This is a genomic window from Sphingobium indicum BiD32 (genome assembly GCF_000382885.1).
GTDB lineage: Bacteria > Pseudomonadota > Alphaproteobacteria > Sphingomonadales > Sphingomonadaceae > Sphingobium > Sphingobium japonicum_C.
This window is the reverse complement of record NZ_CAVK010000147.1, coordinates 1-12303: the sequence shown is the minus strand read 5'-3', so window position 1 is coordinate 12303 and position 12303 is coordinate 1. Positions and strand designations below refer to the sequence as shown.

Genomic DNA, 12303 nt, shown 5'->3' with positions numbered 1-12303 from the left:
TCCTCATAGGATCTGGGCGCGGAAACTGGCATGGCTGCTGGCGCCGCTGGGCGAGCGGCTGTTCGCCTATATCCGGGAAGCCGCCAAGATCCATGGTGACGACACGCCGGTCACGCTGCTGGGCAATGGCGACGGCAGCCGGACCGGGCACTTCTGGGTGTATCTGCGTGATGATCGCTCAAGCGGTGACATGAGCCCGCCGGCCGTGGCCTTCCGCTTCAGCGCCGATCGTGGTGGGGCGCATCCGGCGGAACATCTCACCGGCTATCAGGGATATCTGCAGGCGGACGGCTTTGCTGGATACAACGCGCTGTACCGCGATCCTAAGACCAAGGTGCCCAGGAGCATCGTCGAAGTGGGGTGTTGGAGCCATGCGCGCCGGAAATTTACCGATATCCTAGATAAGAGCCCGTCGCCGATCGCGGCGGAGTCGGTCGTGCGGATCGCTGAACTCTTCGCCATCGAGCGAGATATCAAGGGTGCGCCACCTGATGAGCGAAGACGCATCCGCCAAATCAAGGCCGTGCCGAAGCTGGAGGCATTGCGCGTCTGGCTCGAAACCCAGAACCGAGGCCTGTCGTCCGACAGCAATCTGGCGCGTGCCTGTCGCTATCCGCTGAACCGCTGGCATGCCATGATCCGCTACTGCGATGACGGTCGGCTCGAGATCAGCAACAATCTGGTAGAAAACGCCCTGCGCGGTGTCGCGCTCGGGCGCCGGAACTGGATGTTCGTCGGCTCCATGAAGGGGGGAGAGGCCGCCGCGCTCTTCTACGCCCTGGCGGACACATGCCGGCTCAACGGCGTCGAGCCCGAGGCATGGTTCACTGACGTCATCGAGCGCATCGGTGATCACCCGATCAATCGGATCGATGACTTCTTGCCGTGGAACTGGCAGGCATCAAAGCTGACCAACGATCTGGAGAAGGCTGCGTGAGCAACGGCACTGTCGTGCGGTTGAAGATTACGCTGGACGATGTCACGCCGGCCGTCAGCCGAACGCTGGAGGTGCCGCTCAATATCCGGCTCGACCGTCTGCACACCATCATCCAGACCGCCTTCTCCTGGACGGACTCTCACCTGTGGGAAATGAGCTTCGGGCAAACCGGCTTTGGCATCCTGATCCTGAATATGGCTTCGACGGGCCGCTCGACGCTCGTAAGGCCACTCTCGCCCAGGTCCTGGCGGATACGAGGCGCAAGACCTTCCGATATCTCTATGACTTTGGCGATGCCTGGGAGCATAGCGTCAAGATCGAGCGCATCAGCCCGGCCAGCCCGCACCTGACATATCCGCTCATCCTCGATGCAGTAGGCATGCGGCCGCCAGAGGACTGTGGCGGCCCATGGGGTTACGCCGAAAAGCTCGAAGCGCTCGGCGACCCACATCATGAATATTACGAAGAGGCGCTAGACACCCTCGGCGACGACCATGATCCCAACGCCAAGCCCGATATCCTCCTGATAGAGGCAAGGCTGGAAGCGCTCGCGAAAAAATGGGCGCCACGGACACGCCGGAAAGCCTGAAAGGCCGCGTCAACGCCGCCTTCCGTCGGCGCTTACGACCGTAATGCTGAACACTCCTTTATCCCACCGCCCGCGCGCTCAGGCTTGGATGCGCGATAGGCGCGTCCAGCCTCTTCGCAATCGCGATCGCTCCGATGTGCCGGCTGGGCGGTTCGCAGGGTGAGGAAAGGCACGTCTATCCGCCGTTCTCCAAAGACGATTTCACGAGAGAGAAGACGTTCAGGGGCATCTTATCCGCCCGGCCAATCTGCAGGCAGAGCGCAACGTAGTGAGCATCGTGGGCAAGCCCGTCGTGTCGGTCGATCTTCCCGCTTCACCTGATCAGGCTGATCAGGTGCCGGGCAATACCCGACGGGCAACTAGGACATCAAACCACTTTCGGAACATATCTTCCGTGTCCATGCAGCCGTGGAATCCAGCTTGGCGCAGTTTGATGCCGCTTACCAGCATGGGTGGCGGCGGCGTTGTCGCGCCACTGCGGAAGCAGATATCTGCGTAATGATGCGATTCGCCCAGCAAGGCGAGCAACGGTACCGGCTCCAGCCCGTATTGAGCAACAATGCGGGTCCACAGATCCGCCTTCGTCGACAAGTAGGACGCTAACGACATAGGCGCGTCCGGGGCAGATTCCATGCCCAGAACCTCCGCAAACGTTGGCCAAAGACCGCGCCAAGTGAACACGTCGCCATTTGTAATATTGAAGATTTCGTTCCATGCGGTCGGTGCCTTGACAGCCCAGCGCATAGCGGCAGCGATCAGGTCTGCGTCAACGGCCTCCCATATATAGGTCGGCCCGCCGGGGAAGCCGAAGCCCCGCCCCTCCTCGCGCGCTATGGCTGCGAAGGCACCGATCGTCGGCAGCAAATTCATAGCAACCCCGAGCGCGCCCCCAATGATCAACTGCGGTCGCCAGATCGTCCAATGCCAGTCGGCGGCTACCGCCCGATCGCGCAAATAATCTTCTTGCAGGAAATAGAAATTGTCGTGCTCGTCGCGCGGCGCGCGCTCACGGGCAGGAACCGGGATGGGATGAAGATGGGCACCATAGGCCTTGGTGCCTTGAAGCAGGCTGACATGACGGAGTCGACGGGCGTGCGCCGTCAGCGGCTCCATCAGATTGCGAAGCATGTCGAGGTTGATCACCATCTGGTCATGTTCAAGCCATCCATCGGCAAGTCCGGGAGCTTCGTGCACGGCGGCATAAATAACGTGCTCGACCTCTGCGAATTGACCAGCTGCTGCCCGACATGCTTGCGGATCTCGCAAATCGAGAGAGAAATGGTGAATATTGGCCGCCACGGCGGTCGGCGGTCGGCGCGATAACGCAAGGACATTCCACCCGTCGGCGGAAAATCTGTCCACCGCAGCGTTGCCAACCAGACCGGAGGCGCCGACGATTAGAATCGTACTCGTTGACATCGTCAATGCTCAATGCCTGACGAATTGTGCAGCGCTCGGTTCACGAAGGGCATCCAATTCTTTGATATCCTCCGGAAGAGCAGTGCGTGTCTGAGCTCGCATGCCCCATCGAACGCCTCATAGGATGTGCCATGCCGCGTTTTGATCATCGCCGCCCACCCGCCATTCGACCCTCCGTTGAATTGCCATTTGCTTTATTGCCCAGCCACGCCGCCGAGAAATCGGGCGCCCCTCGCCGCCGTTCATACATCCGGTAACATTCCATCCGCCCTGTAACGTGCGAACCAATAGGCATACATTTCGTCAGCAGCGAGGGCGGGGGTAAATCCGGCCTTGCGTAGCTTTACCGTAGACATCAGCCCGCGCGGCGCAGTACCAGCACCAAGTGTGAAACAAAAGTCGGCGAACTGGAAGGAATTGCCGACCAGTTGCGCTAAATCTGCGTTAGCCATACCGTAGCGCTTGCAAAGCGCGGCCCACTCCTCATCGCGCCCAAGAAAGGATTTGGCGAACTGGATTGGCCGATCATTTCCCACTTCCATACCAAGCGCCCGCGCGATTGCTGGCCACGCCGTCCGCATGGAGACGACCTCCCCATTCGTAACATTAAAAACCTGGTCTTCGGTCTCGACTTTTCCGAACCCCCATTCGAATGCCTCTGCCATTAGTCTGGTATCGGTCGGCTGGAGAATAAAATCTCCTGTTCCCGGATAGTGAAGAGGCTCGCCACGATCCTTCAGGAACGCAGCATAAACGCCGACGGCAGCGATAAGATTCATTGGGCTCCCCATCGCCTGCCCAGTTACCCCCCCCGGCCGGAAAACCGTCCAGTTCCAAGCCCGCCCTTGCCGACGGGCGCGCAGCCAATCCTCTTGTGCCCAGTAGAAATTGGGCACGTCACGACGCTCGGACTGCCCCTCGCGCGCCGGAATGTCGGTAGGACCGACATGAACGCCGTACGCTTTGGGTCCCTGGACAAGAATCACCCGGCGTAAGGCAGTTCCCGGTTCGTCCAGGGACTCCACAAGGTTGGTCAGCATGGTCGCGTTGCGCTCGACGTGAGCGTCGCCTGTCCAACCGTCCACAAGCTGGGCTTCTTCCTGAAGCGCTGCATAGATTATGTGGGTTGTTCGCAGTGCGCGGAGTTTGGCGCGGCAAGCATCCTTATCGGCCAAGTCCAGAGCCAATGGCTTGACGCTGTCCGGATAGTCAACCGGACGGCGCGACACTGCGGTTACACGCCATCCGGCTCCGGCGAAATGCTCAACCGCTGCGCGTCCCACAAGTCCGCTAGCACCTGCCACGATCAGATGGCGGTCATCCCTCATGACGGATGAGCCAGTTTGAGGCGCGGTCGGCCAAAGCGCCCTTCCCTAGACGACATTGTCATATGGCATCTCGCATATCAGCGATTCCAAATGATGCCAAAGAGGTGACTGCCTTCTCCGCAGCCATACGGCCGGCGTCGGCGCAAGTCTGTGTGCCGCCGTCGCCATAGGACTTCACCGAATCCCCGACATTCCAGAGATTGGCGACGGGCGTCTCCTGTTCCATATCCCAACCCGCACAGGCGCGCCGGGCTGGCCAATTGTCGGCCATCGGCGGCGCCACCAGCAGTTTCGCCTCGGCAAAGGCAGGATATTCGAGGCGTTCCTCGACCGCGCTTGGCGATTCAAGAAGCGTCCGCGCGGCCAGCAATTCTGACGCGGCTAAGGCAAGCTCATATGACAGCAGCTGATGCTGGTCGAGCGCCTCTCCACCAATCATGCCGGACTTGGCCAATGGCTCGGTGACGGCATCGAACTGCGCGGAAACGGATGACAACAGCAAAATGTGATCTACCGCGGGAAGCGTTGCAGTGACGGGAACTGGTTGAGCCACGGATCCTTAATCCTTCCTAGTGACGCGAAGCCTTCTGGGAATTCATCCATCTGCGGTGCCAAAGTGACGGGAGGCGAAGCAACGTCGTCGTCTGCCAATTTAGATTCCTAGCTGGCTCGTCAGAGGGTGAGGCCACAAGTGCCGTACAGGGGGACAAGCGTGGAAGCGCAGGGCGGCATCGCTTCGCCCGGCAAGCGCACGTCGGGCCGTTCCGCCCACCTATGGCGGTGTTATGCTCCGCTTCTGCTCCATGAGGGGGCGGATCAGCGAACTATTTACGAATTTCCCGAGCCGACGGATGGGTGTGCCGCGCTAATACAGCGGAGACGCAGACGATCGAGCACCATGCGTCCGAGCAGCTCAAATCCCGTGGAAGGCCGCAATCTCGTTTAATGGTGCACGATCGCTGACCAATCGATTGACCGGGTGCTCGTTACCCGCGTAGCCGATCGCCATCCCGCAAAAGAGTACATGATCGGCTGGCGGATTCAACAATTGGCCAAGCGTTTGCGGATAAAGCACCCAACATTCCTGCGCGCAGCGCCCAGCCCTTCTCCTCAATAGAAGCAGCATCAAGGTCTGAAGAAACATTCCGAGGTCCGATGGGGAGTGCGTAGCTTCCGTCATCAATCTCCGAAGCAAGGCAACATCTACCGAGCGATCGAGAAACACCCTGACTGATCGCAGTTGTTCGGCCGCCTCGCGAATCTTCACATTCCGCTCCTGCCAATTGTCATTACCGGCTATACCAACATTTTATAGGATGGCTTGTTTCGTTGTTTGCTGCAGTCGAACGATGGGGCCGACAAAAACATCGATGCCACATGGTCCCGTAAATCGACGTAAAAGGGCAAGATCGCATCCGGTGTCAGCGTGACAGATAGGTGATTGCCTGCTCCGCGGCCGTACGGCCGGTATCGGCGCAAGCCTGCGTGCCACCATCACCATAGGGCTTCACCGAATCGCCGACGTTCCAGAGATTCGCCACGGGCGTTTCTTGTTCCATATCCCATCCGGCGCAGGTGCGCTGAGCGGGCCAATCGCCGGCCATGGGTGTCGCCACGAGCAGCCTGGCCTCTGCAAATGCGGGATATTCCGCGCGGAGCTCTTCCATCGCGAAGTCGATTTCAGCCTGCTTATCAACCGGTCCCATACTGTCGAGCGGGACCGAATAGGCAACGTAGAGATGCCACCCTTCGGGCGCCGTTTCAGGGCAGGTGGCGGTCAGCTCGCCCAAGGTGCAGAGTCGTTCGGTATTCGCAAAAGTGATGAGGCCGGGGATTTCGACCACACGCTTCGGCAGCGCGAGATAATAATTGAAGATGGTGGTCGGTCGGATCGTGCGCTTTGCACGCGCGACATAGTCCGCACCGAGCGCCGCCTCGCCTGCCAGGGCGATCGTTGCCATGGCGCCAGCGTTGCTGATCACGATCCGGGTAGAAATGGTTGTTTCCACGTCGCCCGTCTCGATGATCACCCCGACGGCTACGCCATCTTCGACGATGATCCGCTTCGCTTTCGTCTCCAGTCGCACCTCGCCACCCCTCCGACGGATGCCATCAGCCAGGTCGTTCCATACCCCGATCGTTCCACGGGAGCAGAAGCCGAACCGCTTGAAAGCGCCTTTGACGCCAAAATAGGTGAGGAAAGCACGCGCCGGTAGCTCATTCGCGTTGGCTGCGAACAAGGCCGCACAGAAATTGCGAAACAGCGCGTGCACCGTCTTGTTCTTCGTGAAGCCAGCCAGCCATTCCTTAGTCGTGAGCTTTTCCTCGGGCAGATCGCCCTCGCGAGCGGCGGCGAACTTAGCCCCAATCTTGGCGGCGCTTTTGGTCAGGCCTCCGAGCAGGAAGCCCAGCCCGCCCTTTGCCGCGTTGACGATCTTGCCATCCACGCGAAAGACGGTGGCAGGGTCTGGCTCGCGCACATCGAGCTCCACGCCAGTCTCATTGAGCAGCCGTTCGAAAACGCCGCCTTTTTCGAGCGCGATCGCACCCATGTTCACCGTGAACCCGTCCACATTGTAGGAGGTTGCGCGACCACCCACACGATCATGATCGTCAATTAGCAATACGGATTTTCCGGCGTTCACCAGGCACGCGGCGGCGAACAGTCCCCCGACTCCTGCGCCAATTACCACCACGTCATAGTGCGCGTCGGCCATATCTATTCTCCCAAATTCGATTGATCAGGCGCGCTCGAACAGAGCTGCCAGGCCCTGCCCTCCGCCGATGCACATCGTCTCAAGCCCGTAGCGGCCATTCCTGCGCCGCAGCTCCCGCAGCAAGGTCGCAAGAATGCGACCGCCAGTCGCACCGATCGGATGGCCAAGCGAAATGCCAGAGCCGTTGACGTTTAACTTGTCGCGATCGTCCCAGCCCCAGCCCTTGAGCACGCCCAGCACCTGCGGAGCGAACGCCTCGTTCAACTCGACCAGGTCGATGTCCTTCCAACCCAGTCCGGTTCGGCGGAACAGACGCTCGACCGCTGGCACGGGGCCAATCCCCATGCGCGACGGCTCGCAGCCGGCCGCAGCCCAGCTATGAAACCACGCGAGCGGCTCCAACTTCAGCTCCGAAAGCATGTCCTCGGCAACCACAAGACAAACTGCGGCCGCATCATTCTGCTGGCTGGCGTTGCCGGCAGTGACCACGCCGCCCTTCTCAATGGGCTTCAGTTCAGCGAGATTTTCGGGCGTCGCGTCTGCGCGGATGCCTTCGTCCTTCACAAAAAATACGGGATCACCGCGTTTCTGAGGCACCGACACCGGAACTAGCTCGTCGTCGAACTTGCCGTCTGCCCACGCTTTGGTCGCGCGCTGGTGGCTCATAGCGGCGTATTCGTCGCATTCTTCGCGCGTGATGCCAAAATCTTTCGCGACATTCTCAGCGGTCTCGATCATTCCGGAGATGACACCGAAGCGATCGATCGGCTGGGACATGATACGGCCACGGGTCAGACGGTCGTGGAGTTCGATCGAACCGGCGCGGACGCCTTTGCGACCTTTGACGGTATAGTGCTCGACCTGGCTCATGCTTTCCACGCCACCGGCGATCACGACATCGGCGGCCCCGGTTTGCACCATCATCGCGGCGTCGATCACCGCCTGCAGGCCCGATCCACACCGTCGATCGAGCTGGTAACCAGGGATCGCCACCGGCAGACCCGCTGCAAGCGCCGACCAGCGCCCAACGGCAGGCGCTTCGCCATTCCCGTAGCCTTGAGCGAAGACGACATCATCGATCCGCTCGGGATCGATTCCTGTCCGCTCAACAAGTGATTTGATGACGATCGCACCGAGTTCGCCTGCCGGAATGTCGGCGATCGTTCCCAGATACTTGCCAACGGCGGTACGGATGGGGGAGACGATGGCAGCTCTACGCATTGAGGAATTCCTGAGAGAAGGTATTGCGCCAAGGCCAAAGCGTCCCGCCGTGTCTTTGCCCACAAACCGCTAAACTCTTGTTCGCGGCGGATCCGTATTCTGGCCCTTGAAGGCAGACTGGGTGTGGCTTGACTGTGCAGTGACTGTCTTCGATCTCGGTCCGGAAAGGCTTTTGATCAGCCTTTCACGGCAGCGCAAGTCCCCCTCAAGGGGAGCAGCCAAGCCCGATGCAGTCAGCTAGAAGGTGGCTATGTATGCCCTCCTTCCCTCGTTGCGCGTCGTCGAAGCGTCATCGTTCGTGGCCTCGCCCACAGCCGGTCTCTATCTAGCGCAGCTGGGCGCGGAGGTGATCCGGTTCGATCAAATTGGGGGCGGACCTGACTTCAAGCGCTGGCCACTTTCTCCTTCTGGCTCAAGCCTGTATTGGGAGGGCTTGAACAAGGGCAAGAAGTCGATCGCGATCGATCTTGGCCGCCCGGAGGGCCGCGAGCTTGCACAACGCCTCGCTACTGCTCCCGGCGCGAATGCTGGTCTGTTGCTCACCAACTATCCGGTCAATTCCTTCCTAGCCCACGATCGGCTTGTGGCGCTGCGGCCGGACCTCGTGACGGTGCGCGTGATGGGTTTGGCGGACGGCGGAAATGCACTCGACTACACGGTTAACTGCGCGGTAGGGTTCCCGCAGATCACGGGGCCCGCTTCGCTCGGGAACGAGCCGGTCAATCATGTCCTACCCGCATGGGATCTACTGACCGGTGCCTACGCCGCATTTGCGCTTCTAGCTGCGGAGCGATCGCGGCGCGAGAGCGGCAAGGGGCGCGAAGTGCGTGTGCCGCTAATGGATATGGCAACCGCGACCATCTCCAATCTGGGCATGATTGGCGAGGTGCTGAGCACGGGCGCCGATCGCACGCGCTACGGCAATCAGCTCTATGGCGCCTTCGGTCGCGACTTCGTCACCGCCGATGGCAAACGCCTGGTAATCATGGCCATCACGCAACGCCAATGGGCAGGCCTGATCGAATCCCTTGGCCTCAGGGAGGCTGTAGCGCACGTCGAGGCAGACCGTGGCGTGAACTTTTCCAAGGACGAGGGTCTTCGCTTCGAGCATCGCGACACGCTCGTTCCGCTTGTCGCCCAGGCAGTGGCCCAGCGGAACAGTGACGAGCTCTTTCCTGACTTCGACGCGCGCGGCGTATGCTGGGGTCCATATAAGGGCATGTATGAAGCCGCGACGGACCCAGCGCTCGTAGCGCGAAACCCGATCTTTTCTTCGATCGAGCATGTGAGCGGGCTCACCTACCCCACGGCCGGAGCCCCGGTCACCATTCCCGAGGAAAGTCGCGGCAGTCCGATACGCGCACCCCGGCTCGGTGAGCATACCGACGAGGTGCTGCTTGAATTGCTCGGGCTCGCTTCGGGCGAAGTCGGAAGCCTGCATGACGCAGGGGTTGTCGCGGGGCCAGAGTGATGAAGCTGCGTTCTCTCTTATTTGTGCCGGGCGACAGGCCCGAACGAATGAAAAAGGCCCTCACGAGCGGGGCTGACGCGCTCATCCTCGACCTTGAGGATTCCGTCGCGCCAGACGCTAAGTCCGCGGCGCGCGAGCATGTCTCTGCCTTTCTCGACCGTCGGCGTGACCATGCCGTGCGGTTGCTGGTCCGCATTAATCCGCTCGAAAGCGGAGAGGCAGAGCGCGACCTGAAGGCGGTTGTCGGTGGCCGCCCGGACGCAATCATGCTTCCGAAGGCGCAAGGGCAGGACTCGATCATGGCCGCTTCAGCGCTCTTATCGGCGCTGGGCGGTTCGATGCCGCTTCTACCCATCGCGGCCGAGACGCCGCCCGCGCTTTTCACGTTGGGAGACTATGCGAAGCTCTCCGTTCACCTTTTCGGCATCACATGGGGAGCCGAAGATCTCGCCGTCTCGCTTGGCGCGGCTCGCAGCCGAGATACGGCCGGCGCGCTCGGCGAACCGCTGCGGGTCGCTCGTGCGATGGTCCTTTTCGCGGCGCAGGCAGCGGGTGTTCCGGCCATAGACACCGTGTTTCCGGATTTCCGAAATACGGCGGCGCTTTCCCGATATGCCACCACAAGCGCGGCTGATGGCTTCAGCGGCATGCTCGCCATACATCCCGCGCAGATTCCGCTGATCAATGCGGCATTCACGCCCGATGAAACGGCCATCGGTCGCGCGCGCGCCATCGTGCAGGCCTTTGGCGACAATCCGGGCAATGGGGCCCTTCAGATAGATGGCAAGATGGTCGACATACCGCACCTCAAGCAGGCGATGGCGCTACTGGAGCGTGCCTCGTGAGCAACTGGGGAGCGTGGACGGGCCGATATGAGACACTCCGCGACCAGGTGACGGACGCGGCGCTTGACCACTTCTGCGCAACGATAGACTCGGAGCGCGGCCACCACACACCGCAGGCATTTCACTGGTGTTTGTGCCTGCCGAGAATCCCCACACGGGAACTTGGGATTGACGGCCATTCACCGAAGGGCGGCTTCCTGCCCCCGATTCCCCTTCCCCGCCGAATGTGGGCGGCGAGTGATGTCGAATTCGTGGCTCCCATACCGTTGGCCGCAGCGATCGAACGGCGCTCGACCGTCGCGAGCGTGAGGGAGAAATCCGGCAAGACGGGACAACTCGTCTTCGTTGAAGTCGAGCATATAACCCGCGCCGATAACGTCGAGGTTGTCCGCGAGCTGCAGACGATTGTTTACCGTGAAGCAACCACGTACATGGCACCGCTACCCGCCATTGGCGCGCCGGACTTATCCAATTGGGAGTGGTCGCGGACGGTGACGCCGGACACGACCATGTTGTTTCGCTTTTCGGCTATCACCTTCAACAGCCATCGTATCCACTACGATCTGCCCTACGCGCTGAACCAGGAATATTATCCGGGCCTCGTGGTCCACGGCCCGCTAATGGCCGCTTTGCTCCTTGATCTCGCGGCTCGTCGGTTTGGTCCGAACGCGCTGTCGCGTTTCTCGTACAAATCCCTTAGCCCCGCGTTCGCCGGGCAGCCGCTGCACCTCGTCGGCCGCGGCGCGGCGCAGATAGAACTCTGTGCCATCGGCGCAGACGGGCGAATGGTCGTGTCGGCCACCGCGACGTTGCGGGGGAACGACCACAAATCAGCACCGCCGGTTTCTTAGATCGAAGGCCGATGAAGCCGCCCATGACCTTCCGATCACGAACTGCGGGTCCGACCGGTTAGCTTGCCGTGGCTGCCACCGACGAGCGGCTATGAAGTCGTGATCGTCGGAAACAACCGGCAAGCCCACCGAACCTCAATCGAACGGCGGATCTGTTCATCGCACTTCAGCCACCATCATCATAGTTGGATAGGCCGACGGCGTTGCGCCGCGAGCCAAACCCGGCCGTCAAAAATGCGAGCGCAGACGGCGGCCACATCTGGGCGCGCAGCAAGAATGTCACCCGCGATCTACGCCATCTTCGAGCAGCGATAGACCGAGTTCAGCCCGGCGACGCAGCCACAAGGTCGGCCGATAGCGAGAGTCGCCGGTGGCCGCGCCGAGGTTGCGCAGGATATCCAAGACCCGCATCGCGCCGATTTCGTCTCCCCAGCTCAGAGGTCCATTGGGATATCCAAGGCCCAACCGAACCGCATCCTCGATGTCCGGGACCGATGCTATGCCGCGTTGCGCAATGTTTGCCGCTATATTGACGATCATTGCGAGGACGCGCTGGACAATGAAGCCAGGGCTGTCGGCGATTAAGGTCGCCGGAGTTCCATCCGTCGAAAACAGGGCAAGCGCTGCTGCCCGGGTCCGCGCCGTCGCGGCGATGCTCGTCATTAACGTGCGATGGCGATCGAGCGGCGGTAAGGGATCAATAGCGACGCAACGCGTCGAATCAAGCCCGCGTTGAACGCAAAAGCCGGCGGTATCGTTCCCCCAAGGCTGCACGACCAGCACTACGTTCGGATCATCTGCGTCGAGCGTCAGCTGCGCACCCGCTGCCTGGGCCAGTGTTATGAGCTCGTCGCGCCGTGAAGCCTCCGGATCGATCCAGAAACAAGGGAGGTCAACTGAGAAGAGCGAAGCGGGCGAAGCGGGC

12 protein-coding genes and 1 pseudogene are annotated in these 12303 nt (G+C 61.0%); 6 read left to right on the top strand and 7 right to left on the bottom strand.

The features are described from left to right. The 3 genes and pseudogenes from tnpC to EBBID32_RS14900 form a co-directional block, all read left to right on the top strand. Positions 1–937, top strand: a 937-nt coding sequence (gene tnpC / locus EBBID32_RS14905; RefSeq protein WP_037490977.1) for an IS66 family transposase, incomplete at its 5' end; no start/stop codon positions are given. Further along, positions 886–1059: pseudogene (locus EBBID32_RS25200) on the top strand (IS1096 element passenger TnpR family protein); the annotation flags it as partial. The gene tnpC and the pseudogene EBBID32_RS25200, both read left to right, overlap by 52 nt. Positions 1060–1082: 23 nt before the next feature. Beyond that, complete coding sequence (locus tag EBBID32_RS14900; protein ID WP_006959807.1) at positions 1083–1526, top strand: plasmid pRiA4b ORF-3 family protein; 444 nt, start codon at positions 1083–1085, stop codon at positions 1524–1526. Between the two features lie 330 nt (positions 1527–1856). On the opposite strand, the gene EBBID32_RS14895 is transcribed toward EBBID32_RS14900, so the two are convergent. From EBBID32_RS14895 to EBBID32_RS14870, 6 genes are all read right to left on the bottom strand, one after another. Beyond that, a complete protein-coding gene (locus tag EBBID32_RS14895) occupies positions 1857–2945 on the bottom strand; it encodes an NAD-dependent epimerase/dehydratase family protein (RefSeq protein WP_037490975.1) in 1089 nt (362 codons plus the stop codon). 242 nt (positions 2946–3187) lie between these two features. Next, complete coding sequence (locus EBBID32_RS14890; protein ID WP_037490972.1) at positions 3188–4273, bottom strand: NAD-dependent epimerase/dehydratase family protein; 1086 nt, start codon at positions 4271–4273, stop codon at positions 3188–3190. 58 nt (positions 4274–4331) lie between these two features. Beyond that, positions 4332–4727, bottom strand: coding sequence for a hypothetical protein (locus EBBID32_RS24175; protein ID WP_196805670.1), 396 nt, complete (start codon positions 4725–4727; stop codon positions 4332–4334). A gap of 459 nt (positions 4728–5186) precedes the next feature. Next, a complete protein-coding gene (locus tag EBBID32_RS14880; protein ID WP_051093357.1) occupies positions 5187–5540 on the bottom strand; it encodes a hypothetical protein in 354 nt (117 codons plus the stop codon). 154 nt (positions 5541–5694) lie between these two features. Beyond that, positions 5695–6990: a phytoene desaturase family protein gene (locus EBBID32_RS14875; protein WP_006959802.1), complete on the bottom strand. Its 1296-nt coding sequence runs from the start codon at positions 6988–6990 to the stop codon at positions 5695–5697. A 24-nt stretch (positions 6991–7014) separates the two neighbouring features. Continuing rightward, positions 7015–8211: an acetyl-CoA C-acetyltransferase gene (locus EBBID32_RS14870; RefSeq protein WP_006959800.1), complete on the bottom strand. Its 1197-nt coding sequence runs from the start codon at positions 8209–8211 to the stop codon at positions 7015–7017. Between the two features lie 250 nt (positions 8212–8461). Between EBBID32_RS14870 and EBBID32_RS14865 the strand changes: the two genes are divergently transcribed. Genes EBBID32_RS14865 through EBBID32_RS14855 form a run of 3 tightly spaced genes read left to right on the top strand, consistent with a single transcriptional unit; the run spans position 8462 to position 11378 of the window. Further along, positions 8462–9682 carry a CoA transferase gene (locus EBBID32_RS14865; RefSeq protein ID WP_006959798.1) on the top strand — a complete coding sequence of 407 codons (1221 nt, stop codon included), beginning with the start codon at positions 8462–8464 and terminating at the stop codon, positions 9680–9682. Then, positions 9682–10527, top strand: coding sequence for an HpcH/HpaI aldolase/citrate lyase family protein (locus EBBID32_RS14860; RefSeq protein ID WP_037490970.1), 846 nt, complete (start codon positions 9682–9684; stop codon positions 10525–10527). Before EBBID32_RS14865 ends, EBBID32_RS14860 begins: the two co-directional genes overlap by 1 nt. Then, positions 10524–11378 (top strand): FAS1-like dehydratase domain-containing protein, encoded by an 855-nt coding sequence (locus EBBID32_RS14855; protein WP_051093356.1) that lies wholly within the window; start codon positions 10524–10526, stop codon positions 11376–11378. Before EBBID32_RS14860 ends, EBBID32_RS14855 begins: the two co-directional genes overlap by 4 nt. 279 nt (positions 11379–11657) lie before the next feature. Here EBBID32_RS14855 and EBBID32_RS14850 read toward each other — a convergent pair. Continuing rightward, the coding region (locus EBBID32_RS14850; RefSeq protein WP_037490967.1) for a 3-hydroxyacyl-CoA dehydrogenase family protein at positions 11658–12303 on the bottom strand (646 nt) is incomplete at its 5' end.